Source organism: Devosia sp. SD17-2 (assembly GCF_029201565.1).
Lineage (GTDB): Bacteria > Pseudomonadota > Alphaproteobacteria > Rhizobiales > Devosiaceae > Devosia.
Map to the genome: position 1 here is coordinate 1,221,187 of NZ_CP104002.1, position 24,593 is coordinate 1,245,779.

Genomic DNA, 24,593 nt, shown 5'->3' on the forward strand with positions numbered 1-24,593 from the left:
CTCCTCCCAGCCGTGGGGGCAGATTGCCCAATTGTGACAGTTTCGTCCAGATGGTCAAAAATCAGGTCGGACAACGCTGCGTCGACGCGCTTGTCTGGCGACGGCGTGTCAGGCCAGACCGGCGGTTCAGAACAGCGGGGCGGGGCCCGAGCTTTCGCGCAGCACGAGTTCGACCGGCCATAGCTCATGCACGGCGTCGGCGGGCTTGCCGCTCAGCACCTGGAGGACGAGATCGCCGATGCGCATGCCCGCCTGGCGCATGGAGGACCGTGTGGTCGACATGCTGGGGTACATGTTGTCGGCGTTGAGATAGGGAAAGACGTCGTCATGGGCGATCATGGAGACGTCGGTGCCCAAGGTCATGCCGGCCTGGCGGATGGCGCGAAAAACCCCCAGCGCCGTCATCATCGAGCCGGCGAGAAAGGCAGTGGGGCGAGGGCGCAGCTCCAGCATGTCATGGGCGATGCGATAGGCGACTTCGTCGGTGAACACCGAATTGCTCATCAGCGCGGGATCGAACTCGACGCCACGGGCGGAGAGCGCGGCCAGATAGCCCAGTTCGCGATGCTCGGCGAAAGTGCGGCCCTTGATGCCATTGAGCAGGGCGATGCGGCGGTGGCCAAGATCGAGCAGATGGCTGGTGGCGCGTTCGAGTGCACCCGTATTGTCGATGTCGAGCCAGGCAACCGGCTTGCCGATATTGGTGCGGCCGTGGAGCACAAAAGGGATGCCTAGCTCGATTAGTAGCGCCGCCCGCTCGTCGTTAAGCGTCGGGGAATGGAGGATCATCGCATCGACCTTCTGGCTGGCGGCCAGTCGGCGATAGGCGGTGAGTTCTTCTTCGAGGCTACCGACGGTTGTGACAAGAATATCAATATCCTGCTCGGCCATACGGGTGCCGAGACCGGCCAGAAACTCGCTGGTGTGCGGGCCGAATTCGTCTGCGCCGCGCAGGATTATGCCGATCGCTCCGGCCCGGCCGGTAGCGAGACGCAGGGCGCTGGCGTTGGGGCGATAGCCCAGCTGGTCTGCCGCCTCCGCTACACGCAGGCGCGTGGCTTCCTTTACCTCCGGATAGCCGTTGAGGGCACGACTGACCGTGGTCTGCGACAGGCCTAAATGCTCGGCGAGGTCCTTTAGTCTCATAGCGGCTTATGGCCCCGATGGTTGTCAGGAGCAGATGCTTTCGGGGACCGAAAAATTCGCTCGTGCCACGCCAATAGGGCAGGCAGGGCCCACTGAACAAGGGCTGGCTGCCATCTCCTCCAAAAACCATTCAAAGCGATTTCAATTTTTGATGCAAGTAGCTGAAAGTCGCGGTTTTCCCTGAGGTGCGTACATCAGCGCTATTTTAACTTCTGTTTACCAATGGTGGTCAGCCTTCTATCTAAATACTTGATCTGGTTGAATATCCGCAGGTTCCGCGAAGAAGTTCGTTAATTTGCGGCATGGTTCAGCTTGACAGTGGCGGGAGCCTCTGGTTCCTTTTCGTTCAAAGCGCTTTGAAAGCTAGGCCCAAAAGGGTTGGCGAAGCCGCTTTTCGGGAGGAGCCTTTGTGGTCGAGCGCCTGCGCGCAAGGCCGCGTGCGCGTGCCTCCCTGATTCAGGGTTCTATCGGGAGGAAATCCAATGACACTGAAAAAAATGCTCGTGGCGATGATGGCCAGCGTGACACTGGTGGCCAGCGCCGCCCAGGCAGCGGAACTCGCCATTGTGTCGGGTGACACCGGCACCGGCCTGCAGTTCCTGCAGTCTGAGCTGGAAATCTTCAAGGAGCAGAGCGGGCACAACGTGACCATCGTGCCGATGCCCTCGTCCACCAGCGACCAGTTCGGTCAGTATCGTCTGTGGCTTGCAGCGGGCAATGCCGACATCGACGTCTACCAGACCGACGTGATCTGGGCGCCTCAGCTCGCTGACCAGTTCGTCGACCTTACCGAGGCTGCGGCCGATGTTGTCGGCCAGCATTTCCCTTCGGTCATCGAGTCCCAGACCGTCGATGGCAAGCTTGTGGCCGTCCCGGGCTTCACCGATGCGCCGGCTCTCTACTATCGCACCGACCTGCTCGAAAAATACGGCAAGGACGTGCCCAAGACATGGTCGGAGCTGCATGCCACAGCCCAGGAAATCATGGATGGCGAGCGCGCCGAGGGCAAGACCGACATGTGGGGCTTCGTGTTCCAGGGCAATGCCTATGAAGGCCTGACCTGCAACGCCCTCGAGTGGGTCAACTCCTTTGGCGGTGGCCAGATCATCGAGGCAGACGGCACCATCTCGATCAACAATCCGCAGGCCGTCGCTGCCCTCGAGGAAGCTGCCAGCTGGATCGGCACGATCTCTCCGGAAGGCAATCTTGCCTATATGGAAGAAGAGAGCCGTGGCGTCTGGCAGCTGGGCAATGCCGTGTTCATGCGCAACTGGCCCTACGCCTATGCGCTGAGCAACAATGATGACTCGGCCGTGAAGGGCAATTTTGACGTTGCTCCGCTCCCGGCCGGTGAAGGCGAAGGCGCCAAGTCGTCGGCGACCCTTGGTGGCTGGAACTTCGCGGTTTCGAAGTATTCCGCCAATCAGGAAGCTGCCGTTGAGCTGGCCCTGTTCCTGAGCTCGGAAGAGTCTCAGAAGCGCCGCGCTATCCAGCAGGCAAACCTGCCCACCGTGCAGTCGCTCTATCAGGATGCAGACGTGCTGGCTGCGTCGCCGTTCATGGCAGCATGGGAAGAGATCTTCCAGAATGCCGTGCCGCGTCCGTCCGCGCCGACCCAGGCCAATTATAACGAGGCTTCCTCGCTGTTCTGGAGTGCCGTCCACAATACGCTTTCGGGCAATGGTTCGGCCGCTGAAAACCTCGAACTGCTCGAGGTCGACCTCGAAGACCTGCTGAACTGATATTTTCTGGCAAACCGGGAATGCGGGTGGGTGTCTCCCGCATTCCCCTCCAACACTGACCAGGGGAGGGCTGCATGACAGCCGAGGTGCTGGGTTCCACAACCACGGTTCAGCGACCGGTTCGCTCCGAACTGATGCAGCAGCGGGTGCGGGCTGCGCGACTGTTCCTTTTGCCGATGATGATCGCCCTGGGGGTGGTCGCCGGCTGGCCATTAGCCCGTTCGATCTATTTCTCCTTTACCGATGCCACGCTCAATGACCTCTACGGGGCCGAGTGGATCGGCTTCGCCAATTATTTGCAGATCCGCACGCTCGAGAGCGGACGCGTCATCTATCGCGGCGTGCTGGCGGACCCCGCCTGGTGGAACGCGGTTTGGAACACGGTGCGCTTCGCCTTCTGGTCCGTGCTCTGGGAAACAGTCCTCGGCATGATCGTGGCGCTGGTGCTCAATGCCGAATTCAGGGGCCGCGGCATCGTTCGCGCCGCCATCCTCATCCCCTGGGCGATCCCGACCATTGTTTCGGCGCGCATGTGGAGCTGGATGCTCAACGACCAGTTCGGCATTCTCAATGATCTGGGCATGCGGCTGGGCCTTCTGGCAGCACCCGTCGCCTGGACGGCTTCGCCCGACACCGCAATGACGGCGGTTCTGGTGGTGGATATCTGGAAGACGACGCCGTTCATGGCGCTGCTGATCCTCGCCGGTCTGCAGATGATCCCGCGGGACATTTATGAGGCCGCGGAGATCGACGGCATCCATCCGGTCAAACAGTTCTTCAGGATCACCTTGCCGCTGGTGCGGCCGGCCCTGATGGTGGCGATCATTTTCCGCGTGCTGGATGCGCTGCGCATTTTCGACCTGATCTATGTGCTGACGCCGAACTCGTCGGCCACCAAGACGATGTCGGTGATTTCGCAGGAGAACCTGTTCCAGTTCAACAAATTCGCCGAAGGGTCCGCGCAGTCGACCCTGCTGTTCCTGCTGATCGCAATCTTCACCATCGTCTATATCTGGCTTGGGAAGGTCAATTTCGAGGGGGGAGACCGCTGATGGACAGCTCGATCAACCTCTGGAAAATCACCAAGCGCGTGCTCTTTTACGCGCTGGTGGTGGCCATCGTGGTCATCTCCGTCTTTCCCTTTTACTACGCCATCATCACCAGCTTCAAATCGGGCACGGACCTGTTCCGGGTGAGCTATTGGCCCACAGGGTTCAGCCTGGCCAATTACCAGTCGGTGTTCTCTCAAGGGGCGTTCCCGCGCAATCTACTGAATTCGGTGTTCGTCGCCTCGGTGACAGTGCTGCTGGCGCTGTTCCTGGCGGTGACCGCATCCTTTGCGCTCAGCCGCGTGCGGTTCCGGGGGCGAGGGCTGCTGTTGATGACCATTCTCGCCGTGTCGATGTTCCCGCAGATCGCCGTTCTGGCCGGGCTGTTCGAGGTGATCCGGTTCCTCGGCATCTACAATACGCCCTGGGCGCTGATCTTCTCTTACACCATCTTCACCCTGCCATTTACCGTGTGGGTGCTGACCACTTTCATGCGGGACCTGCCGGTGGAGATCGAGGAAGCGGCCATTGTCGACGGGGCCTCACCCTGGGTGATCATCACGCAGGTCTTCATGCCGCTGATGTGGCCGGCGCTGGTGACCACGGGCCTCCTCGCCTTCATCGCGGCGTGGAACGAGTTCCTTTTCGCTCTGACTTTCACCGTGTCGAACCAGACACGCACCGTGCCGGTGGCCATCGCGCTGCTCTCGGGCGGCTCACAATATGAAATTCCCTGGGGCATCATCATGGCGGCCTCGGTCATCGTGACCGTTCCGCTTGTCGTGCTGGTGCTCATCTTCCAGCGCAAGATCGTCAGCGGCCTGACCGCCGGCGGCGTCAAGGGTTAAAGGAGACGGCCAAATGGCTTCAATCGAACTTCGCAACGTCCGCAAGTCCTTCGGCGCCGTCAATGTGATCAAGGGCGTGGACCTTGAGGTCAAGAAGGGTGAGTTCATGGTGTTTGTCGGCCCCTCCGGGTGCGGCAAGTCCACTCTTCTGCGGCTGATCTCCGGACTGGAAGACATCACCTCGGGCGAGATGCTGTTTGACGGACAGGTGGTCAATCACCTCACGCCCTCCAAGCGCGGCATCGCCATGGTGTTCCAGTCCTATGCGCTTTACCCGCATATGACGGTCTATGAAAATATGGCGTTCGGGCTCAAGCTCGAGAAGGGCCACAGCAAGGACGCGATCCGCCAGCGGGTAGAAAAAGCAGCCGACATGCTGCAGATCCGGCAATATCTGGATCGCCTGCCCAAGCAGCTTTCGGGTGGCCAGCGCCAGCGCGTGGCCATCGGACGGGCCATCACCCGGGATCCGAAAGTCTTCCTCTTTGACGAGCCGCTGTCGAACCTCGATGCCGCCCTGCGCGTGGCAACGCGTATCGAGATCGCCAAGCTTCATGAGGAAATGGACAATGTCACGATGATCTACGTGACCCATGACCAGGTGGAAGCCATGACGCTGGCCGACCGCATCTGCGTGTTGCGCGACGGGCTCGTCGAGCAGGTCGGCACGCCCATGGAACTCTACGAGAACCCCAATTCGGTTTTCGTGGCGGGCTTTATCGGCTCGCCAAAGATGAATTTCATCAGCGGCGACAAGGCCAAGGCCTATGGCTGTCACACCGTCGGCATTCGCGGCGAGCACATTACTATTGTGCCCGAAGGCGGAGCCTGGAGCGGAACGGTGATCCACACCGAGAACCTCGGCGCGGATTCCTATGTCTATCTCGAGATGGGTACGGAAGAGCCCGTGGTCGTGCGGCTCGACGGCGCGAATGACTACAAGAGCGGCGATGTCGTGCACATCTCGCCCCTCGAAGAGCGCATTCACCGCTTCGATGAGGCTGGCAAGCCGCTGCGCTAGGAAATCACAACTGGCGCGGCGGAAGTTGCATTTCCCGTCGCGCCTCAACCTCATGCGTCCTGATGCGTTGACCTCGAATGGATTTGAGGGAGGCGCCAGTTTTGCGCTGATGACCGAGATTAAACACGCGGGCTGGTGCCTCCCCACCGGCCTGGATTGAGCAGGAGACTACCGATGACGATCCGTACCCTCGTCTGGGGCGAGAATGTCCATGAGCAGAAGAACAAGACGGTGGCTGAGATTTATCCCGAGGGGATGCACAGCCAGATTGCCAAGCTTCTGTCTGCCGATGCCAATTTGTCGGTGAAGACGACGACGCTGCAGGACCCCGAGCATGGCTGCACCGAAGAAGCGCTGAGCCAGACCGACGTGCTGCTCTGGTGGGGCCACACCGCCCATGACCAGGTGGATGACGCGGTGGTCAAGCGCGTCATGGAGCATGTCTGGCAAGGCATGGGGCTGATTGTCCTCCACTCGGGACACCACTCGAAAGTCTTCAAGGGCCTGATGGGTGCGCCGGCCAACCTTAACTGGCGTGAAGCCGGCGAGCGCGAACGGCTTTGGGTGGTCAATCCCGGTCATCCGATCGCCAAGGGTCTGCCGGCCTATTTCGAGCTTGAAAACGAAGAGATGTATGGCGAGCCCTTCACCGTGCCGGAGCCGCTGGAGACGGTGTTCGTGTCCTGGTTCCAGGGCGGAGAAATCTTTCGCTCGGGCCTGACCTATCGGCGCGGCGCCGGCAATATCTTCTATTTCCGCCCCGGCCACGAAACCTATCCGACCTACCACGATGCGACGGTCGGGCAGGTGCTGCGCAATGCCGTCAACTGGGCGCATAACGGCGATCGTTATGCCCGACTGATGAAGGCACCCAATGTTCCGGTGGGCGAGGCTATCGAACATATCGAGGAGCGCGGGCCCAAGCTCAGCGCCGCCGACCATGCGGGTGAAGTGAAGCTATAGGCTGGCCGCTGCCCGTCCATTGCCAGCCATGAGCCGGTAATGGACGGAGGCGGCGAGGTGGGACTTGATCGTCCGGTGCTCCGGGCGGTGGTGATAGAGTTAGTATCGCAGGCCGGTTCGCTGTCCTGCGATTTTTTGAAACAATGAGACGGTCGCTTTGCGGCCAGGGAATGAGACGATGCGTATCCTTATTCTGGGTACTGGTGGCATGGCGAACCAGCATGCCAAGCATTTTGCCGCCATTGAGGGCGTGACGCTCGCAGGTGGTGTCGACGTGGATCCGGCGCGGGTGGAGGCGTTCAACGCGGCCCATGGTATCGAGCGCGGCTTTGGCTCGCTTGATGCGGCGCTGGCCTGGGGCGAGTTCGACGCCATCGCCAATGTCACGCCGGACAGCATCCACCATCCAACGACGATGGCGGCGCTCAATGCGGGCAAGCATGTGTTCTGCGAAAAGCCGCTGGCGACCGACTTTGCCAAGGCCATGGAAATGACCGAGACAGCCGAGCGCCTGGGTCTCGTCAATATGGTGAACCTCACCTATCGCAATGTGGCGCAGCTGCAGAAGGCCCGCGAGATCGTCCAGTCGGGCCAGATCGGCACGGTCAAGCATTTCGAGGCAAGCTATCTGCAGAGCTGGCTGGTGTCCAAGGCCTGGGGTGACTGGCGCACGGAAAGCCAGTGGCTGTGGCGCCTCAGCAAGAAGCACGGCTCAAACGGCGTGCTCGGGGACATTGGCGTGCATATTCTCGACTTTGCTGCCTATGGCGCGGGCAGCGATTTCAGCCGGGTGTTCTGCCGGCTCGAAACCTTTGCGAAGGCCGAGAACAACCAGATCGGCGAATATCAGCTCGATGCCAATGACAGCTTCGCCATGACCGCGCAGCTGGAAAACGGCGCATTGGGCGTGATCCATGCCACGCGTTGGGCGACGGGCCACTTCAATGAACTGCGCCTGCGCGTCTATGGCGAAAAGGGGTCGGTGGAAGTGCAACACCGGCACGACTGGTCCAAGCTCTTTACCTGCCTTGGCGATGATATCGAGACCGGGACCTGGAGCGAAGTGGCGGTCGATCCGGTGCCGACGAATTACATGCGCTTTGCCGAAGCGGTGAACTCGGGACGTAATCTGGAGCCAAGCTTCCGCCACGCGGCCAATATTCAAAAGGTGCTGGACCTTGGTACGGTGACCGACCGGGATCGTACCGAACACCGGGTCTGACCCGGAGCCAGACGTAAAAAAGGCCCGCCTCTCGCATGAGGCGGGCCTTCTCTATTCGCATCAGTTGAGGCCGAACATCTGCTTGGCGGCGTTTTCGGCGGCGTCGCCGGCCTGCTTGACCTGCTCATCGCTGAGGCCAGCGGTACGGGCGGCGGCTTCAGCCTGGGTGCGCGCCTCGACAACAGCCTCCCGCTTCTGTGCGTCAGTCAGCGTTACGTTATCGATCTGGGTCTGTACGTTGTCGATCTGGGTCTGCACGTTATCGACCGCCTCCTCGACGGTGACGTCAGTGCCGGGGATGCCCCCCTCAGGGTTGACCTCGACGCTTACTGCAGGAGGCGGCGTCACTTCGACGGTGACGGGTGCGGCAGGCGTGGTTTCCACGACGACTGGCGCCGCTGGAGTGGTTTCCACCACGACAGGCGCAGTTGTTTCGGCAGCCGGCTGATCGGGCGTGTCGCCGCCACAGGCGGCCAGGGTCAGTGTCGCAGCGAGCATTGCAGCGATGGCGATGGGTTTCATATTTTTTCTCTTCAACGACAGGGGCTCACGCCTCTTCACAGGGCGGTGATTAAGCTGTCCGATGGAAAAGCGTCGAAGTTGCGGTGCCAATATGACCATGTTTCGGCGCAATTGCGGCCCAGACGACAAAAAGAAAAGGGCGCCGCGGGGGCGCCCCTCCTGAGTTGGCAGTCAACCGCCTATTCGATGATGGTGATGCGTCCATCGGTATAGGGGGTGTATTCGCCGCCAAGCTTGGCGATGTATTCGGCGACCACCTGTTCCAGCGGCGGGCCGAAGTCATAGGGGTTATCGCCCTCGGCAAAGGTGCCGTAGCCGTCGCCGCCACCGCGGACATAGTTATTGGTGACGATGGTGTAGGTGGCGTCCTCATCGATCGGAACCCAGGCATCGCCCTCGCCCTTGACCAGCACATCGCTGACGCGTTCGCCGGCCGGCTTGGAAAGGGTATAGCTGTATTTGAGGCCGGAGACCTGGGCGAAGCGCCCGGCGCCGTTCTCGATGTCGCTGACACCGTTTTCGAGCGCTTCGATCACATCGGCGCCGCTGATCTGTACGGTGGCGAGGGTGTTGGAGAAGGGCAGGACGGTCAGCACATCGCCGACGGTGATTTCACCGGCGTCGATCGAGGCGCGGATGCCGCCGCCGTTCTGGAAGGCGATGGTTGCACCCTGGCCGGCGACGCGATCGAGAATGGCGTCGGCGAGGAGATTGCCCATGGAGCATTCCTCGACACGGCAGACTTCGCGCGCGCCTTCGAGCTTGTCGGTGGCGGTGCCGATGACGGTGCTGGTGAGTTCCTCAATCGGGCCCAGCAGCGCCGTGAGCTCGGTGGCGAAGGCTTCGTCGGCCTTGACCGAGGCGTCGATCAGGAAGGGTTCGCCGACAGCCGAGGTGACGACCCCATTGTCATCCCAGGTGATGGCGATGTCGCCGAGATATTTCCCGTATTGGTTGGCCTGGACGACAGGGACTTCCACGCCATCGGGGTTCTTGACCATGGTGGGGTAGGGGCCGGCAGCGCCTTCCATGGAGCCGAGCAGGGAATGGCTGTGGCCGCCGACGATGACGTCGACGAGCGGCAGGGCCGCAGCGACCTGCTGATCGACCGTGTAGCCGATATGGCTGAGGAGGATGATCTTGTTCACCCCGGCCGCGTCGAGCGCCTCGGAAGCGCCGCGGACATATTGGATGACGTCGTGGAACTCGATGTCTTCGGTCGAGGCGATCTCGGGCGTGTCCTCCGTGGTGGCCCCGATGATGCCGATCTTTTCGCCGCCGATTTCGACGACATAGGAGCCCTTGATCTTGCCCGCCAGGTGCGGATCGCGGGTGACATCGAAATTGCCGCCGATGATCGGGAATTCGGCGGCGTCGATGAAGGTCATGAATTCTTCGGGGCCGTCGTCGAATTCGTGGTTGCCGGTGGCAACGACGTCAAAGCCCATCTGGTTGAAGAAGTCAGAGACCACCTTGGATTTGTAGGTGGTGTAGTAGAGAGAGCCCTGGAAATTATCGCCGGCCGAGAGCAGCAGGGAATTGCCGCCTTCGTATTTGGCGCGGGTATCGTCGATGATTGTCTTGAGGCGGGCTATGCCGCCAAAACATTCGCCGGCTGCATCGGTTTCGGCATCACAATTGGAATCGGTTCCGGTGATCGGGTCGAACCGCGAATGAAAATCGTTGATGTGCAGGATGTTGAGCGTGAATTCGGCATAAGCCGCGCTGGAAAAGCCGGCGCAGAGGGTGAGCGCGGTGGCGCCCAGCAATAACTTCTTCATCCCTGATGTCCCTTGTTTCTCTTGGCGATTGAAGTCGCGGGACCAGATTCCGAACGTGCTCCCCTGGGAACTGGCCGACGGCATCAGCAGTCAGTTAATCAGCTATTTATGACAGTGGAAAGTGGACCTGTTGGTCGAATCTACTGTGGCCGAGGGTGGTGCTCCGGGGCCGTGAGACGGAATCCGCAGGGGGATGGGTTTCAAAGCGGGGAGAGTAGGGTAATCTCCGCGCCGTTTGATTTGCGGGGTGATTTCCAATGCGAAGTGCTTTGATCGTCTACGGCGGCTGGGAAGGTCATGACCCGGAAGAATGTGCCACCATCTATCGGCGGTGGTTGCACGAAGACGGTTTCTCCGTGCGCATGGCGACCGAAACCAGCGCCTTTGCCGATCCCTCCATTCATGATCTCAACCTGATCATTCCCATCTTCACGATGAGCAAGATCGGCAAGGAAGAGGTCGAGAACCTCACCAAGGCGGTGCAGAATGGCGTGGGCCTTGCCGGCCACCACGGCGGCATGAGCGATGCCTTCCGCGACAGCGTTGACTATCAGTTCATGGTGGGCGGCCAGTGGGTCGCGCATCCGGGCAATATCATCGACTACACGGTTGACGTGACCGCGCCGGATGACCCGGTCATGGCGGGGATCAAGGCGTTCCCCTACACCTCCGAGCAATACTACATGCATGTCGACCCCTCCAACGAGGTGCTGGCGACGACGACCTTTTCGGGCGAGCACGCGCCCTGGGTCGAGGGCGTGGTGATGCCGGTGGTGTGGAAGCGCAAGCATGGCGAAGGCCGTGTGTTCCATTCGACGCTCGGGCATCGCGCCAAGGAATTCGAGAACACCAATATGGCAACGATCATGCGCCGTGGCATGAACTGGGCGGCGCGCGACGCGTAATTTCACGCTGTTCTGCGGCCGTCCCGTGATGGTGAGTTGAAACTGTCGGCGTTTTGGCCTCGTATCTCTTCGAGCAAGGAGAGCGGGATGAACGACGACGCCGGACCGCATGGGACGCATAAGGGACCTTTGGTCTATCGCCAGTCGATCTGGACCCGGGTGACGCACTGGGCCTGGGTAATCTGCCTGTTTTTCCTGCTGCTGTCCGGGCTGCAGATCTTCAACGCCCACCCGGCGCTTTATCTCGGTAACGAGTCGGGGTTCGAATACGACAACGCCATTTTCCGGATCGGCGCGATCAACACGCCGCAAGGTCCGCGCGGGCAGACCACGATCCTGGGCACCACTTTCGACACGACGGGCGTGCTGGGCATGAGCGGAACTGCCGAACGTCCGCAATATGTCGGCTTTCCCGGCGCGGTGACCATTCCCTCCTTCCGCGATTTGGCGACCGGACGGGTGGTGCATTTCTTTTTCGGCTGGCTGCTGGTGGCGGCGCTTTTCGTCTGGTTTCTCGCCAGCGCCATCAACGGGCATTTGCGGCGGGATATCTTGCCCAAGGGGCAGGATCTGAAAACCTTGCCGCAGGACGCGCTCAACCATGCGCGCCTTCGGCTGCACCATGGGCGCAGCTATGGCCCGGTGCAGAAGCTGAGCTATTTCATCGTGTTCTTTGTGCTGTTCCCGCTGATCATCCTCACCGGGCTGACCATGAGCCCCGGCATGGATGCGGCCTGGCCCTGGCTGCTCGATCGGTTCGGCGGGCGGCAGACGGCGCGGACCATCCATTTCATCGTCATGGCGCTGCTGGTGCTGTTCTTCATCGTGCACGTGCTCATGGTTGTGCTGGCGGGGCCGATCAACGAGATGCGCTCGATGATCACGGGCTGGTATCGCACCGGGCGGGGCACCGTCGTGCAGGAGGGGGACCGGCCATGAGCAGTCTCATCGTCAATCGCCGTCGCTTCATTATGGGTTCAGCGGCGCTCGGTTCAGGGCTGGTGCTTTCGGGCTGCGACCAGTTCGATTTCCTCGCCCAGCGCGGCAATCCGGTCCGCGAGGCGATCGAGCAGGCCAATGTGCTGACCTATCGGGCACAGCGGGCGCTGATCGGCGACCAAGTGCTGGCGCGCGAATATGAGGCGAGCGAGATCCGCCAGGGCATGAAGCCAAACGGTTCGACCGAGCCGACGACGCCGGAATATCTGTTTTTGAAGGCGCAGAATTTCGCGCCCTACAAGCTCACCATCAAGGGGATGGTGGAGCGCGAGGTCAGTTTCTCACTCGATGAATTGCGCAATATGCCGGCGCGGAGCCAAATCACGCGGCACGACTGCGTCGAGGGCTGGAGCTGCATCGCCAAGTGGACGGGCACGGCGCTCGGGCCTGTGCTCGACATGGCCGGGGTCAAGCCGGAGGCACGGTTCTGCGTCTACCATTGCTACGACAACATCCAGAAAACGCTGTCGGGCGATATTCTCTACTATACGAGTTCGGATCTGGTGGACGCCTATCATCCGCAGACGATCCTCTCCTACGGCCTTAACGACCAGGTTCTGCCGGTCAGCAACGGGGCGCCGATCCGGCTGCGGATCGAGCGGGCGCTCGGCTACAAGCAGCCCAAATACCTCCACACCATCGAGCTGGTGGATGATCTCCGCGCGTTCGGTGGCGGCAAAGGCGGCTATTGGGAAGACAATGGCTACGACTGGTACGGCGGCATCTGACGGCCGACGCAGGCCCCCCATGCGCGCACCTGACTTGCCATCGGCCGGAAATTGGCCCATATGGGGGTTACATCGCGGCCAGAGTGCCGCGAATGGACTTCTCTTCTTACTCAAGCGGTGAGCGGCGAAGTCACTCCGGATACCACGAATTGGTCCGGAGGTGAGCCAGCACCCGCGCGATACCTCCCTTTATCGCCCGATTGCACCTGTTGAACCGCCTGTCGCCGTGCGACTGGCGATCGGCGCGCAGCATTGCTGTGTGCACATCAGCGCCGCATTGGCGCAGAAAGACCAGACTTGACCGATTTCGCTTCGCTCGGCCTCCCCACAGTCATCACCGACAGCCTGACTGCGGGCGGCTTCACCGTGCCCACCAAGATCCAGAGCCAGGCTATTCCAAAGCTGCTCGAAGGTCGGGACATGCTGGGCATTGCCCAGACCGGTTCGGGCAAGACCGCCGCCTTCGGCCTGCCGATCCTGGCCGGCCTCCTCACCCTTACCGGTCGTCCGCGCCCGATGACCACGCGTGCGCTGATCCTGGCGCCGACGCGTGAGCTGGCCGTACAGATCGACGAAAATATCCGCAAGTTCGCCGGCGCCAAGATGAAGCTCGATACCGTGCTCGTCCTGGGCGGTGTCTCGCGCTACCATCAGGTCGGTAAGATCGCCAAGGGCGTCGACATCGTTGTCGCCACCCCAGGGCGCCTTAAGGATCTGCTCGACGACAACAAGATCCGTCTCAACGAAACGCGCTGGCTGGTGCTGGACGAAGCCGACCGCATGCTCGACATGGGCTTCATTGCCCCGGTCAAGGCGATTGCCAAGGCGATCGGCCTGCGTCGCCAGACCATGCTGTTCTCGGCGACCATGGCGCCGGAAATCGAAGACCTGACCAAGAGCCTGCTCAAGGAGCCGGTCAAGGTCGAAGCTGCCGTTCAGGGCTCGACCGTGGTCAAGATCGACCAGCGGGTGATCCTCTCCAACTCCAAGGCCAAGCGGAACGTGCTCAACGACCTGCTCGGCGACGAGAAGGAAGCCATGGAGCGGGTGATCGTCTTTGCACGCACCAAGCATGGCGCCGACCGCGTCACCAAGAACCTTGCCATTGACGGCCATGACGCGGCTGCCATCCACGGCAACAAGAGCCAGAACGCCCGCCAGGCGGCCCTCAAGGGCTTTTCCTCGGGCGCAGTGCGCATCCTCGTTGCGACCGATATCGCCGCACGCGGTATCGACGTGCCGGGCATCACCCATGTGGTGAACTATGACCTGCCGGACGATCCGGAAAACTACGTCCACCGTATCGGCCGCACGGGCCGCAATGGCGCGACCGGCATTGCCATCACGCTGTGTGACGGCACCGAGCGTGGCAAGCTGCGCGACGTGGAACGCCTGATCCGCCGCACACTTCCGGTGTCGGGCGACGAGAAGCTGCTGACGGAAGTCGAGAGCTCTGCTCCGCGCGCGCCGCGCAACAATCCCGGTGCACCCGGCGGTGCGCGTACTGCACGCAACCCGAAGGCGAACAGCAATCGCCGGTTCAACACGCCCCGTCCGGGCGGTGAGCGTGGCAAGGGCGGGGTCGCCCGCGAAGCTGTCGCGCGCGATCCGAACAATGCACTGGCTCCGGTCAAGTCGGTCAAGCCGCCCCGCGCGGATGGTCTCAAGACCAAGCAGCGCTGGACCACGGCAGCCAAGAAAACCGCAGCGCGCAATCGCCGCGAAGGCTAAGAGTTTGAAAAGGGCGACCCTCGGGTCGCCCTTTTTGTTTGCGCCTCAGGCTACCGAGGCGAGATAGAGAATGTCTCGGGTGGCGCTGGAGGCGGTGCCGCGCGGCGCGAGGCGATCGAGAAAGCTGACGGCCCAGTCGACCACATTATGTTTGCGGGCCGCGTCCATAAGGGCCTGCCAGCGCTCGATCCGTTCGTCGAGCGGCATGTCGAGTGCGATGCGCAGGGCTTCTGCGGTTTCGTCGGTGTCAAACGGATTGACCAACAGGGCCTCGGGGAAAATCTCAGCGGCGCCGGCAAAGCGCGACAGCACCAGAACGCCGGGATCGGCCGGATTTTGCGAGCCGACATATTCATGGGCCACAAGGTTCATGCCATCGCGCAGCGGCGTCACAAGGCCGACGCGCGCCAGCCGATAGAGACCGGCGAGGCTGGGCTGGCCATAAGCGCGCTTAACATAGGTAAGGGGCTGCCAGTCCGGCTCGGCGAAATGGCCCATCACCCGGCCGCAGATGGCGTCGAGCGCATCGCTGGTTTCCCGATATTCCTTAATCGTATCACGCGAAGGTGGCGCGACCTGCAGCATGTGCACCTGTCGGCGCAGACGCGTGTTGTTGGCGAGGAGCTTTTCATAGGCTTCAACGCGCTGAGGGAGGCCCTTCGAATAGTCGAGACGGTCAACACCCAGGATCAGCCGCTGTTCGCCCAGCGAGCGCTCCATGCGCTTTACCATCTTGGTGGCGGCGGGACTGACGGCGAGGCTGGCAAAGGCGTCGGGTTCGGACCCGATGGGGAATGCATCGAATTCAGTCCGGCTGAAGTCGATGTGATCCTGATTGTCGCCAATAAAGGTTGATGGGGACTGATGCTCGGCAAATTCGGTGAAGGCGGCAATGTCGCGCTTGGCCTGCATGCCGACGAGATCGTAACGCGACAGGTCGCGCATCAGCTCTGCATGATTGGGGATCGCATAGAGCGCGTCCGCCGTGGGGAAGGGGATGTGGAGGTAAAACCCGATGCGATTGCGGGCACCGAGGCGGCGCAGCTCCGCCGCGAGCGGGATGAGGTGGTAGTCATGCACCCAGATGACGTCGTCGGGCTTGAGCAGCGGCAGCAGCGCTCGGGCAAACTGGGCGTTGACCCGACGATAGCCTTCGTACCAGTGGCTTTCGATGGTCGCGAGATCGAGCCGGAGATGAAAGCTGGGCCAGAGAATGGAGTTTGAGAAGCCCGCGTAATAGGCGTGATGATCCTCGCGGGTGAGGTCGATCTGGGCAACTTTCACGCCATCGACATCCTCGAGCCGGGCGGTTCCGCTGGGTTGCTCGGCCATTTTGCCGGACCACCCGAACCAGAAACCTTCTCGTTCCATCAGCACTTTTCGAAGGGCCACGGCCAGGCCACCGGCGGCTGGACCCTTGCTGGGTGTGCGGTTGGATACGACGACTATGCGGCTCATGCTGTTCTTGCCCCTTTTCTTCTTGCTTAGGTCGCGACGGGGCGTTTGCCCCGTAAGGATGCTGGATTGTTGCTAGTGCGCCAGGCCGTCGGCCGGCGCGGTCCAGTGTTCATCCTCTTCGTCGGTGCGCTGCTCGTTTATCGGCTGGTCGCGGTGAAAGAGTTCACTGAGCCCACGCAGCAGGGCATGGACTGAGGTCACGTCGGCGATGCGCATGCGAGCGATTGTTTCTCCAGGTCCGAGCTTGATGCCGACCCCGCCGAGCTCCTGGGCGACGCGGAAGGCGTCTTCATCGGTGCGGTCATCACCAATGAAAATCGGGACGCGGCCAGCGAAAGGCTGCTCCTGCATGAAGGCACGAAGGGCGGCGCCCTTGTCGAAGGCAGAGGGGCGCGCCTCGATCACCATCTTGCCGGCGACAAGCGTGAAGTCGGAATGGTAGCGCACCGCGTCCTGCATGGCGCCGTGGCATTCATTGCCCAGCTCCGGCGCCTGACGGAAGTGCAGGGCGACTGCCCCTTCCTTGGGTTCGAGAATAAGCTCGGGATGATCCGAAACCAGTGGTTCAAGTGCGGCGGCGATCTCTTCGGCGGCTTCGATGAGATGCTGGTCGAGCTGCTCAAGGCTGCCGTCGGCGCGACGGCGCTGCGAGCCATGTGCGCCGGCGATCGGCAATTGCAATGGCGAGAGAAAACGATCGATATCCGCGATTTCGCGGCCGGTGATAACTGCGAAGGCGTGATCAAATTCGGTGAGGATCCTGTCCAGCTCTGCGGGCAGGCCGGGCGGAACGGCAACGCTTTCGGGGGTTTCGGCGATTTCGACAAGGGTCCCGTCGAAGTCGGTAAACACAGCGAGGAGAGGCAGGTTTTCGCCACCCACAAGGTTCGGATCGGCCATGACAGCCCCTTTGGTTGATGCTTGGTTACCAATGGAAACGCCAGCGAAGCCAAATGGTTCGGCTGCGAAGCAGGCCGCAGGGCCACAAATATGAACGAATTCTTAATAACGCATTCGTGAGCAGTTCAGGGCGGGAGCGATATCAGGGGTAGCGACGTTAAAGCTCCCAACCAGAGATCACTGGACGGTGATCATCGAAACGTCGGCCATGCCAGAGAAAAGCGGAAACAATGTTAAATAGTGCGCCCCACAAACTGCTCCTCACGATGCTGTTCGCGATGGCCATGAGTTTCATCGCGCTGGCAGCCAGCTTTGCAGAAATGCCGCCGCATGCGGATGGGGTGGAGGTGGCCAATGGCCAGCTCCGGTAATTCAGTGACGGGCGGCCTTGGCGCGCAGCTGATTTCCTGGGGCGTGCAGCGCCTGCCGCCGAGTCCGGCCCCCAGAAGTCCGGGTATGCCGGTTCGGGGACCGCTCAAATCTATCCGCAAAAGCGGGCGCTAGATCAGGCGAGGGGAATGCCCTTGTTACCCTTGTCGCGCTGATAAACCGCCGAGAGATCGGCATAGGCGCCGACGAGATTGTCGACACGGGCGAGCAATTCTTCTTTCTGCGTCCGTTCCAGCCCGGCGATGAGGCCCTGGATGGCATAGCTTTTGAAAAAGGCATTGTGCCGGTTGTAGAGCGGTCGATCCGCAGGGACTGTTTCGACACCGGGATCGGGCACGGCGTAAATGGCCTGCAGGATCTGGATGTCATAGGGGATGGCGAAGCTGTCGCGGCTGTCTTCGTGGCTGAAGAGAAAATAGAAATTGTCAAAGCCGGACCACGTGATGCCCGAGAGGCACAGTGAGCAGGGCTCGTGCGTGGTCACGAAGATGCAGTCCTTGGGATCGGGACGGCTCTCGGCCGGCAGCTCATAGAACCGCTTGATGGCGTGCATCTCGCCGTGCCAGAGCGGGTTCTCGGTCTCGTTATTGGTCTCCGCAATCACCACCGACAGATCTGATTTGCGCAGGATGGCGGCGCCGAACAGCTTGTTGCCCAGCGCGACGCCCTTTGCTGTCTTGGGTACGACCTCGTGCTCAATGACGTCGAGCAGGCGGGAAATGAAAGATGCGGTATCCAAGACTTACTCCTCAGAGGGGACGAGGCCGACAAGCGGAATGCCGGCAGGATCGAGCAGGCGCAGGCCTTTGTCGTCGAGTTCGAAGCCGCCGACGGCTGCAAGCGCAGCGAAATAGGCGGCTTCCTGGGCCATGATGTCTTCGCCGCAGGCCATGCGGGTCGCCGCAGCGGGACCGAACACCAGCTTGCTGGCGAGAAGGGTCAATTCGGAAACATAGCTGTTGCAGCCGCCATTGCCCGTGGCTCGGAGGTCTGCCGCGATGGCGAGCGTGATGGGGCGCGTGCCGGTAACCGGCTTGCCGCCGATGCTGGTGACGCGCCAGCTGGTGTCGATCAGTTTGGGTTCGGGCATGACGGGGGGCGTGACGACGGGTTGCGGCTTGTGGCGCGTGACGAGGATGCTGACCGGCGCGGGATTGGCCAGATCGACCGCCACCGGTGCGGGCGTTGAGAACAGCACCTGGCCATTGGCACGGATTTCGGCGCGCAGGCCATAGTTTCGCCGGAGGTCCGGATTGGTGCGGATGTTGAGATGGAAGCTGAGCGGGACCTGTCCGGAGGGGGCGATATAGGCTTCGGCGCCAACGATGGGCGTGCCTTCCGGAAGGCGGACCAGACCAACATGGAGGCTGGCGCCCGCCGGCAGGGCTATGCGCTCGCGATAGGACACTTCGCCCGTCACCATCAGTGGCGCTGCGAGCGCCGGGGACATAAGCAGTAGCAGGGCGGCGAAGATGCGTATCAGCCTGGAAAACATGGCTTCCTCCCGTATCTGGCGAGTGGCTGTCCGTGTGAGGCGGGCATTACACCAATAAACGTCAGCATTTGAGGCAGGATAAACGATGCGCCGGGCTCTTGCGAGCCGGGCTCTCGTTTTAGGGTTACGAAGCGGCTCCGACGATCCAGGGGGTGTCAAAGACATATTCTTCGAGGTTATTGCCGTCGCCGCCGCGATCAACCACGAGGAATTCGCTCTCGCGCTCCAGCGGCGTCAGCACACCGTGCCAGGTGTTCATGGCAATATTGACACCCTGATCGGAACCGGGACGGAAGGCGCGGAGGCGCACTGGCGTGCCACCTTCATCCTCGGCGACAATGACGAGCCATGACGCTTGTGAGATGGGGTAGAATGCCTGACTGCCCTGCGGATGGCGCTCGACGAGCGTGAGCGACAGCGGCAAGGCGTAGGGCTTTCCGTGGAAGATCGAGATCAGAGGGCGGGCATGGACGCCGCCCAGCTCGACCCTTGCCAGATCGTGGAAGCGCTCGGTCATGCCCGCATTGATCGGGTAGTGGTGGGCGCCCTGGCGCTCGATGACCTGACCGAAGGGCGCGAAGGCCCCGGCGGTGAGCGGCTCGATGGTGATGTGACGGTCGGTCATGGCTCAGAACGGCAGCTTTGCATGGCGGTTGACGTCCTTGTAGAGCAGATAGCGGAAGCGCTCGGGACCGGCGTAACAGGCCTGCGGGCAGAAGGCGCGCAGCCACATGAAATCGCCCGGCTCGACCTCGACCCAGTCGCGATTGAGCCGATAGACCGCCTTGCCCTGAAGAACATAGAGCCCGTGCTCCATGACGTGGGTTTCCTCGAAAGGGATCACTGCGCCGGGTTCGAGGGTGACGATGTTGACGTGCATGTCGTGGCGCAGATCGGTGGGCTCGACAAAGCGCGTGGTGCCCCAGCGGTCATTGGTGTCAGGCATCCAGCGGATCGGCTCATCCTGCTCATTGGTGACGAAGGCGGTGGGCATGTCGATGCCCTCGACCTTCTCGTAGCGCTTGCGCACCCAATGAAAGCGGGCAGGGGAAGTCGTGCGGTTGACGAGGCTCCAATTGGCGCCGGGGGGCAGGAAGGCGTAGCCGCCGGGCTTGAGCTGGTGAACAGTGCCCTCCAGCGTGAGGACGAGGTCGCCTTCGACCACGAAGATCACGCCTTCGGCCTCCGGGTTCTCCTCGGGCCGTTCGCTGCCGCCGCCGGGCGCAACTTCCACGATGTATTGCGAAAAGGTCTCGGCAAAGCCGGACATCGGCCGGGCGATGACCCAGAGCCGGGTCTCGCGCCAATGGGGCAGGTAAGAGGTGACGATGTCGCGCATCACCCCTCGCGGGAGAAAGGCGTAGGCCTCATTAAAGGTAGCGCGTCCGGTGTGGAGCGCCATCTGGGTGGGCAGGCCGGCGATGGGGGAGGCGTATGAGGACATGTCGCGGTTCACATCAAACAGTGTGCCCAGACAGTAGAGCGATCCCGGCGCCGAGGCCAAGTGCCTAAGCCTCGATTTTCCCAGCCGTTCCGATTTGTTTGTCGAGACGGCTCAACATATTGGCAGCGTAGGCGGCGTAGGGGCCGATAAAGCGCTCATGGATCGTCTGGATGGGCAGGGCATCGAGGTGGTTCCAGCGCTCGCGTCCGCGCTTCTCGGCAATCACCAGACCGGCCTGCTCCAGCACTTTCAGATGCTGCATCACTGTGCAGCGATCGAGGTCTGGGGTGAGGTCGCAAAGCATGCCGGTGGTGCGTGGCTCGATCTTGAGCAGATCGAGCAGGCGACGTCGCACCGAATGCGCCAAGGCCCTGAAGATGAGGTCGTCCTGATCGTCGCTTGACATGTTATATTTTTATAACATATCGTGGGTGGGGTCAAGGATGGAGGAAGCCATGGCCTATGAATTTACGGTCAGCGGCCGCATTTCGCGGCCTGTCCACGATGTGTTCGAGGCGGTCGTCGATCCCGCCAAGCTCTCCGGCTATTTTACGACAGGCGGCGCGGTGGGGCGGCTGGAGACGGGGGCCACCGTGACTTGGGATTTCCATGATTTTCCGGGAGCTTTTCCGGTGCAGGTGGTGGAGGTCGAGCCTGACCGGAAAATCGTGTTGCGCTGGGAGGCGCCGCCGGACGACGACCCGGCGGGTAACTATCAAACCACCGTCACCATGAGTTTTTCGCCGCTCGAAGAAGGGCGGACACTGGTCTCGATCCACGAGGCGGGCTGGAGGGACAATGCGGCCGGGCAGAAAGCATCCTACGGCAATTGCGAGGGCTGGACCGGCATGTTGTGCGCCATGAAAGTCTTCGTGGAACACGGAATCAACTTGCGCGACGGCTTCTATAAATAGGACTTCGGCAAGGTTCGGTTAGGGTTACCGAATTTCAATCTTCGTGTGCCATGATGAGATCATGAGCACACTCGCCGCGATATTTGGCCTCGTGCCGCACATTGCCTGCAGCATCACTTGCCGTGGCTGGCGATGCTGGCGCGGGTGATGGGGCTCGACGATGGCGAGCCCCACGTAGGGTCATCCCTGACGGACCGGAACGGCTGAGCGCCCCTTAGGGCAGGATAGCCTCGAGCCGCAGGAAAGCGATCCGTTCGACCTGGGCGCAGGCGGTGGCGAATTCTTCCTCCGCATTGTTATTAATGCGCTTTTCGAAGGCGGCGAGGATCGACGCCTTGGTGTTGTCGCGCACGGCGATGATGAAGGGGAAGCCGAACTTTTCGACATAGGCGGTGTTGAGCGCGGTGAAGCGCTCGCGCTCTTCATCGGTCAGGGCATCAAGGCCAGCGGAGGCCTGCTCGGCCGTTGAATCTGCCGTCAAACGCTTGGCAGCGGCCAGTTTTCCCGCGAGATCCGGGTGGGCGCGGAGCACGGCGAGGCGTTCCTCCGGAGTGGCCATGCGGAACTGGCAGCGCAGGGCGAAATGGAGGCCGATAGCGGTGTCATTGGCCGGCGACAGCTCGGTGTCCCAGGCGCGCTCGGCGATCCAGTGGGAGTGCTCGAAGATCGAGCCATAGCGGGTGACGAACTCCTCGCGCGCCATTTGCGAGGGGATCGCGTCGGGGGGCTGATAGGGGTGGTGCTCGGCCCAGTGGCGGGCGATGTCGAGGCGGGTCGGGATCCAGACCTTGTCGAAGCCCTTGATATATTCAACGAATTTCTTGAGGCCCTGGAAACGGCCGGGCTGGCCGACGAGGCGGCAGTGGAGCCCGAGCGACATCATCTTCGGGCTGCCGGCCGCGCCTTCGGCGTAGAGGCAGTCGAATGTGTCCTTGAGGAAGGTGAAATATTCCTCGCCATTGTCGAAGCCCGGGCCGGTGACGAAGCGCATGTCATTGGTCGATAGCGAGTAGGGAATGATGAGCTGCGGGCGGCCGTGGATCAGTTTCCAATAGGGCAGGTCGTCGTCGTAAGTGTCGGAGATATAAGCAAAACCGCCGTAGTCGGCGACGAGGTCGACGGTGTTGAGCGAGGATCGGCCGGTGTACCAGCCGAGCGGGCGAGAGCCGGTGGCGATGGTGTGGAGGCGGACCGCTTCTGCGATCTGGGCGCGCTCTTCCTCGGGCGGCATGTCCTTGTGCTGGACCCATTTGAGGCCGTGGCTGGCGATCTCCCAACCGGCCTCCTGCATGGCCGCCAGCTGGGCCGGCGCGCGCATCAGCGCGGTCGCAACCCCATATACCGTAACGGGAATTTCCGTTTCGGTGAATAGGCGATGCAGCCGCCAGAAGCCGGCGCGGGCGCCGTATTCGTACATGGATTCGACATTGGCGTGGCGCTGGCCGGGCCAGGGGGCGGCGCCGAGCACGTCGACGAGGAAAGCCTCGGAGGCGGCGTCGCCGTGGAGGATGTTGTTCTCGCCACCCTCTTCATAATTCAGCACAAATTGCACCGCGACATGGGCGCCACCGGGCCAGTTGGCATTGGGTGGGGTGGGGCCGTAGCCGTGCATGTCGCGTGGGTAGCGGTTCATCATTGGTCCCGAGTTGGTTAGCAGACTGTTAGCATTGAGAGCGAGATTTCCGTGAAAGCGTGACTTCACGCAATAGCACCGGGAAGCTCGACCCCGTCGAAATAGGATTTCGCGTGATCAAAGAAGATGGCGGGCGCCAGATGGAGCGCACTGCCGGACCGCACGAGGATGCCGAAACGGTTGGTCGGCAGTCCGCCGTCCTCGAGCGGCTTGAAGACGAGCTTGCCGGAGGCGATCTCATTCTGCGCGCCGATCGGCGTCATGATTGAGAGGTAGTGACCGCCCAGCGCCAGCTCGGCCAGCATGTGTATGGAATTGACTTCGACCATGGGTGGCAGGATGGCCGACGAGCGGCGGAGGAAGGGCTCGATGACCTCGCGGATGGAAATCTCCGGCTTGGCAACGGCTAGCGCATGGTCGAGGCACATTTCCATGGTGAGATGGTCGACGCCCGCGAGCGGGTGGGTCGGAACCATGACCGCGCCGATGCGCACATCGCGGCGGAAGGCGACGTTTACCTGCTTGGGTGGGCGGGCGATGAAGCCGAAGCCGATATCGACGCGCTCTTCAACGAGCTGGTCGACCACTTCGGCGGAGGAAACGATGGACAGGTCGATGGTGAGGCGCGGATAGCGGGCGCCGAATTCGCTGATGAGGCGGGGCAGGAAGGAGTGCCCGACGCTTTCGGCCGCAGCGATGCGGACCGAACCAGCGCGGACGCCCCGCAGCATTTCGATTTCTGAGACAGCCGCTTCCATGGGGGCGGCCAGCCGGCGGGAATGGCGGAAGAGAATTTCGCCCGCGGGCGAAAGGCGCATGCGGCGCTTGTCGCGAACGAAGAGGGCGATGCCCAGGGCGTCTTCGAGCTGTGCAACCTGCCGGGTGACCGCGGACGACGCGACATTGAGACGGCGAGCGGCCTCGCGAATGGATAGGTGGGTGGCGACAGCGTTGAAATAGAGCAGGGAGGGCTGGTGGAAGACCCGGCTCAACAGGCTTGCCGAGAGCGCGTGCTCTCGTGGCCGGTCACCCGTACTGCCCTTGTCCATCGAGCACTTCCCTTGTTGCCGTTTTAGCAGCATACTGCTCCCAATTTGATAGTATCAAGAGCAATAGTGCGTCTCTATGGTACGGTTTGGAGAAACGCATCCTCCGTCCGGTCGCAGCAGCGCCGGCGGGGCAGATGCCTGAGGAGCAAGAGAATGGCGGACGGACGCCTTACCACCCACGTCCTCGACACCATGCATGGCAAGCCGGCGCGCGGCATGCGGCTGGAACTGCATTTCGTGCATGGCGATCACACCCATCATCTGGTGGACAGCTATACCAATGCCGATGGGCGCGTGGACCAGCCGCTGCTGGCCGGCGACCAGTTCCAGCAGGGTGAGTTCGAAATCCGCTTCCATGTGGGGCAGTATTTCGAGCGCATGGGTGTGGACAACGCGACGCCGTTTTTAGACGTGGTGCCGATCCGCTTTCTGATCTCTGAAGACAAGCCGTATCACGTGCCGCTGGTGTGTACGCCGTTCTCCTATTCGACCTATCGGGGAAGCTGATGATGGTTCTGGCGCTGGTTGAAAGAGCTCTCACCCTGACCCTCTCCCCGGAGGGGCGAGGGGACGATGGGGGCGATATCAGTGCCAGGTTTGAAGCAGAACCCTCACCCGTCTCGCGCTTTGCGCGATCCACCCTCTCCCTCAAG

At 61.7% G+C, this 24,593-nt stretch carries 25 protein-coding genes; 12 read left to right on the forward strand and 13 right to left on the reverse strand.

The window, feature by feature from the left end; translation table 11 throughout:
• Positions 1–126: 126 nt before the first annotated feature.
• On the reverse strand, positions 127–1,146 hold the full coding sequence (locus tag NYQ88_RS05970; protein ID WP_275654039.1) for a substrate-binding domain-containing protein: 1,020 nt from the start codon (positions 1,144–1,146) through the stop codon (positions 127–129).
• 482 nt (positions 1,147–1,628) lie between these two features.
• Here NYQ88_RS05970 and NYQ88_RS05975 point away from each other — a divergent pair, with 482 nt between their 5' ends.
• The 6 genes from NYQ88_RS05975 to NYQ88_RS06000 all read left to right on the forward strand — a co-directional run bounded on the left by NYQ88_RS05975 (position 1,629) and on the right by NYQ88_RS06000 (position 7,991).
• On the forward strand, positions 1,629–2,888 hold the full coding sequence (locus NYQ88_RS05975) for an ABC transporter substrate-binding protein (protein ID WP_275654040.1): 1,260 nt from the start codon (positions 1,629–1,631) through the stop codon (positions 2,886–2,888).
• Positions 2,889–2,962: 74 nt separating this feature from the next.
• Positions 2,963–3,940: a sugar ABC transporter permease gene (locus NYQ88_RS05980; RefSeq protein ID WP_275654041.1), complete on the forward strand. Its 978-nt coding sequence runs from the start codon at positions 2,963–2,965 to the stop codon at positions 3,938–3,940.
• Complete coding sequence (locus NYQ88_RS05985; RefSeq protein ID WP_275654042.1) at positions 3,940–4,785, forward strand: carbohydrate ABC transporter permease; 846 nt, start codon at positions 3,940–3,942, stop codon at positions 4,783–4,785. The genes NYQ88_RS05980 and NYQ88_RS05985 overlap by 1 nt, the downstream gene beginning before the upstream one ends.
• Positions 4,786–4,798: 13 nt before the next feature.
• Positions 4,799–5,806 (forward strand): ABC transporter ATP-binding protein, encoded by a 1,008-nt coding sequence (locus tag NYQ88_RS05990; protein WP_275654043.1) that lies wholly within the window; start codon positions 4,799–4,801, stop codon positions 5,804–5,806.
• A gap of 174 nt (positions 5,807–5,980) precedes the next feature.
• Positions 5,981–6,769: a ThuA domain-containing protein gene (locus NYQ88_RS05995; RefSeq protein ID WP_275654044.1), complete on the forward strand. Its 789-nt coding sequence runs from the start codon at positions 5,981–5,983 to the stop codon at positions 6,767–6,769.
• 178 nt (positions 6,770–6,947) lie between these two features.
• Positions 6,948–7,991: a Gfo/Idh/MocA family oxidoreductase gene (locus NYQ88_RS06000; RefSeq protein WP_275654045.1), complete on the forward strand. Its 1,044-nt coding sequence runs from the start codon at positions 6,948–6,950 to the stop codon at positions 7,989–7,991.
• Between the two features lie 60 nt (positions 7,992–8,051).
• On the opposite strand, the gene NYQ88_RS06005 is transcribed toward NYQ88_RS06000, so the two are convergent.
• Both NYQ88_RS06005 and NYQ88_RS06010 read right to left on the reverse strand, forming a co-directional pair.
• Positions 8,052–8,513, reverse strand: coding sequence for a hypothetical protein (locus NYQ88_RS06005; RefSeq protein ID WP_275654046.1), 462 nt, complete (start codon positions 8,511–8,513; stop codon positions 8,052–8,054).
• A 179-nt stretch (positions 8,514–8,692) separates the two neighbouring features.
• A complete protein-coding gene (locus NYQ88_RS06010) occupies positions 8,693–10,294 on the reverse strand; it encodes a bifunctional metallophosphatase/5'-nucleotidase (RefSeq protein WP_275654047.1) in 1,602 nt (533 codons plus the stop codon).
• Between the two features lie 257 nt (positions 10,295–10,551).
• Between NYQ88_RS06010 and NYQ88_RS06015 the strand changes: the two genes are divergently transcribed.
• From NYQ88_RS06015 to NYQ88_RS06030, 4 genes are all read left to right on the forward strand, one after another.
• Positions 10,552–11,199, forward strand: a complete 648-nt coding sequence (locus tag NYQ88_RS06015; protein WP_275654048.1) for a ThuA domain-containing protein — start codon at positions 10,552–10,554, stop codon at positions 11,197–11,199.
• A gap of 87 nt (positions 11,200–11,286) precedes the next feature.
• Positions 11,287–12,138: a cytochrome b/b6 domain-containing protein gene (locus NYQ88_RS06020; protein ID WP_275654049.1), complete on the forward strand. Its 852-nt coding sequence runs from the start codon at positions 11,287–11,289 to the stop codon at positions 12,136–12,138.
• Entirely contained in the window at positions 12,135–12,926 is a 792-nt protein-coding gene (locus NYQ88_RS06025) for a molybdopterin-dependent oxidoreductase (protein WP_275654050.1), read from the forward strand. Before NYQ88_RS06020 ends, NYQ88_RS06025 begins: the two co-directional genes overlap by 4 nt.
• Before the next feature lie 297 nt (positions 12,927–13,223).
• Complete coding sequence (locus NYQ88_RS06030; RefSeq protein ID WP_275654051.1) at positions 13,224–14,657, forward strand: DEAD/DEAH box helicase; 1,434 nt, start codon at positions 13,224–13,226, stop codon at positions 14,655–14,657.
• 45 nt (positions 14,658–14,702) lie between these two features.
• On the opposite strand, the gene NYQ88_RS06035 is transcribed toward NYQ88_RS06030, so the two are convergent.
• From NYQ88_RS06035 to NYQ88_RS06070, 8 genes are all read right to left on the reverse strand, one after another.
• On the reverse strand, positions 14,703–16,115 hold the full coding sequence (locus NYQ88_RS06035; RefSeq protein ID WP_275654052.1) for a trehalose-6-phosphate synthase: 1,413 nt from the start codon (positions 16,113–16,115) through the stop codon (positions 14,703–14,705).
• 72 nt (positions 16,116–16,187) lie between these two features.
• Positions 16,188–17,015 carry a trehalose-phosphatase gene (gene otsB / locus NYQ88_RS06040; protein ID WP_275654053.1) on the reverse strand — a complete coding sequence of 276 codons (828 nt, stop codon included), beginning with the start codon at positions 17,013–17,015 and terminating at the stop codon, positions 16,188–16,190.
• Between the two features lie 157 nt (positions 17,016–17,172).
• Positions 17,173–17,370, reverse strand: a complete 198-nt coding sequence (locus tag NYQ88_RS06045) for a hypothetical protein (RefSeq protein WP_275654054.1) — start codon at positions 17,368–17,370, stop codon at positions 17,173–17,175.
• A gap of 150 nt (positions 17,371–17,520) precedes the next feature.
• Positions 17,521–18,144, reverse strand: coding sequence for a nucleoside deaminase (locus NYQ88_RS06050; protein ID WP_275654055.1), 624 nt, complete (start codon positions 18,142–18,144; stop codon positions 17,521–17,523).
• 3 nt (positions 18,145–18,147) lie between these two features.
• Positions 18,148–18,900, reverse strand: a complete 753-nt coding sequence (locus NYQ88_RS06055; RefSeq protein ID WP_275654056.1) for an META domain-containing protein — start codon at positions 18,898–18,900, stop codon at positions 18,148–18,150.
• A gap of 124 nt (positions 18,901–19,024) precedes the next feature.
• The gene (locus NYQ88_RS06060; RefSeq protein ID WP_275654057.1) at positions 19,025–19,525 is read right to left on the reverse strand and encodes an ureidoglycolate lyase; all 501 of its coding nucleotides are present in this window, start codon (positions 19,523–19,525) and stop codon (positions 19,025–19,027) included.
• A 3-nt stretch (positions 19,526–19,528) separates the two neighbouring features.
• The gene (locus NYQ88_RS06065; protein ID WP_275654058.1) at positions 19,529–20,344 is read right to left on the reverse strand and encodes a bifunctional allantoicase/(S)-ureidoglycine aminohydrolase; all 816 of its coding nucleotides are present in this window, start codon (positions 20,342–20,344) and stop codon (positions 19,529–19,531) included.
• 64 nt (positions 20,345–20,408) lie between these two features.
• Positions 20,409–20,750 (reverse strand): helix-turn-helix domain-containing protein, encoded by a 342-nt coding sequence (locus NYQ88_RS06070; RefSeq protein ID WP_275654059.1) that lies wholly within the window; start codon positions 20,748–20,750, stop codon positions 20,409–20,411.
• A gap of 49 nt (positions 20,751–20,799) precedes the next feature.
• Between NYQ88_RS06070 and NYQ88_RS06075 the strand changes: the two genes are divergently transcribed.
• Complete coding sequence (locus NYQ88_RS06075) at positions 20,800–21,258, forward strand: SRPBCC family protein (RefSeq protein WP_275654060.1); 459 nt, start codon at positions 20,800–20,802, stop codon at positions 21,256–21,258.
• A gap of 214 nt (positions 21,259–21,472) precedes the next feature.
• Here the strand turns inward: NYQ88_RS06075 and puuE are convergent, their stop codons facing one another.
• The gene (gene puuE / locus NYQ88_RS06080; RefSeq protein WP_275654061.1) at positions 21,473–22,891 is read right to left on the reverse strand and encodes an allantoinase PuuE; all 1,419 of its coding nucleotides are present in this window, start codon (positions 22,889–22,891) and stop codon (positions 21,473–21,475) included.
• 65 nt (positions 22,892–22,956) lie between these two features.
• Positions 22,957–23,940, reverse strand: a complete 984-nt coding sequence (locus NYQ88_RS06085) for a LysR family transcriptional regulator (protein WP_275654062.1) — start codon at positions 23,938–23,940, stop codon at positions 22,957–22,959.
• A 153-nt stretch (positions 23,941–24,093) separates the two neighbouring features.
• Here NYQ88_RS06085 and uraH point away from each other — a divergent pair, with 153 nt between their 5' ends.
• Positions 24,094–24,447 (forward strand): hydroxyisourate hydrolase, encoded by a 354-nt coding sequence (gene uraH, locus NYQ88_RS06090; protein WP_275654063.1) that lies wholly within the window; start codon positions 24,094–24,096, stop codon positions 24,445–24,447.
• The last annotated feature ends 146 nt before the right edge of the window (positions 24,448–24,593 follow it).

Excerpts from the sequence above, each read along its gene's own strand:
- NYQ88_RS06070 (WP_275654059.1), bottom strand. The coding sequence starts at position 20,750 with ATGTCAAGCGACGATCAGGACGACCTCATCTTCAGGGCCTTGGCGCAT.
- puuE (WP_275654061.1), bottom strand. The coding sequence starts at position 22,891 with ATGAACCGCTACCCACGCGACATGCACGGCTACGGCCCCACCCCACCC.
- NYQ88_RS06005 (WP_275654046.1), bottom strand. The coding sequence starts at position 8,513 with ATGAAACCCATCGCCATCGCTGCAATGCTCGCTGCGACACTGACCCTG.
- NYQ88_RS05980 (WP_275654041.1), top strand. The coding sequence starts at position 2,963 with ATGACAGCCGAGGTGCTGGGTTCCACAACCACGGTTCAGCGACCGGTT.
- NYQ88_RS06060 (WP_275654057.1), bottom strand. The coding sequence starts at position 19,525 with ATGACCGACCGTCACATCACCATCGAGCCGCTCACCGCCGGGGCCTTC.
- NYQ88_RS06000 (WP_275654045.1), top strand. The coding sequence starts at position 6,948 with ATGCGTATCCTTATTCTGGGTACTGGTGGCATGGCGAACCAGCATGCC.
- NYQ88_RS06085 (WP_275654062.1), bottom strand. The coding sequence starts at position 23,940 with ATGGACAAGGGCAGTACGGGTGACCGGCCACGAGAGCACGCGCTCTCG.
- NYQ88_RS06010 (WP_275654047.1), bottom strand. The coding sequence starts at position 10,294 with ATGAAGAAGTTATTGCTGGGCGCCACCGCGCTCACCCTCTGCGCCGGC.
- NYQ88_RS05985 (WP_275654042.1), top strand. The coding sequence starts at position 3,940 with ATGGACAGCTCGATCAACCTCTGGAAAATCACCAAGCGCGTGCTCTTT.
- NYQ88_RS06065 (WP_275654058.1), bottom strand. The coding sequence starts at position 20,344 with ATGTCCTCATACGCCTCCCCCATCGCCGGCCTGCCCACCCAGATGGCG.
- NYQ88_RS05975 (WP_275654040.1), top strand. The coding sequence starts at position 1,629 with ATGACACTGAAAAAAATGCTCGTGGCGATGATGGCCAGCGTGACACTG.
- NYQ88_RS05990 (WP_275654043.1), top strand. The coding sequence starts at position 4,799 with ATGGCTTCAATCGAACTTCGCAACGTCCGCAAGTCCTTCGGCGCCGTC.
- otsB (WP_275654053.1), bottom strand. The coding sequence starts at position 17,015 with ATGGCCGATCCGAACCTTGTGGGTGGCGAAAACCTGCCTCTCCTCGCT.
- NYQ88_RS06020 (WP_275654049.1), top strand. The coding sequence starts at position 11,287 with ATGAACGACGACGCCGGACCGCATGGGACGCATAAGGGACCTTTGGTC.
- uraH (WP_275654063.1), top strand. The coding sequence starts at position 24,094 with ATGGCGGACGGACGCCTTACCACCCACGTCCTCGACACCATGCATGGC.
- NYQ88_RS05970 (WP_275654039.1), bottom strand. The coding sequence starts at position 1,146 with ATGAGACTAAAGGACCTCGCCGAGCATTTAGGCCTGTCGCAGACCACG.
- NYQ88_RS05995 (WP_275654044.1), top strand. The coding sequence starts at position 5,981 with ATGACGATCCGTACCCTCGTCTGGGGCGAGAATGTCCATGAGCAGAAG.
- NYQ88_RS06075 (WP_275654060.1), top strand. The coding sequence starts at position 20,800 with ATGGCCTATGAATTTACGGTCAGCGGCCGCATTTCGCGGCCTGTCCAC.
- NYQ88_RS06055 (WP_275654056.1), bottom strand. The coding sequence starts at position 18,900 with ATGTTTTCCAGGCTGATACGCATCTTCGCCGCCCTGCTACTGCTTATG.
- NYQ88_RS06025 (WP_275654050.1), top strand. The coding sequence starts at position 12,135 with ATGAGCAGTCTCATCGTCAATCGCCGTCGCTTCATTATGGGTTCAGCG.
- NYQ88_RS06015 (WP_275654048.1), top strand. The coding sequence starts at position 10,552 with ATGCGAAGTGCTTTGATCGTCTACGGCGGCTGGGAAGGTCATGACCCG.
- NYQ88_RS06035 (WP_275654052.1), bottom strand. The coding sequence starts at position 16,115 with ATGAGCCGCATAGTCGTCGTATCCAACCGCACACCCAGCAAGGGTCCA.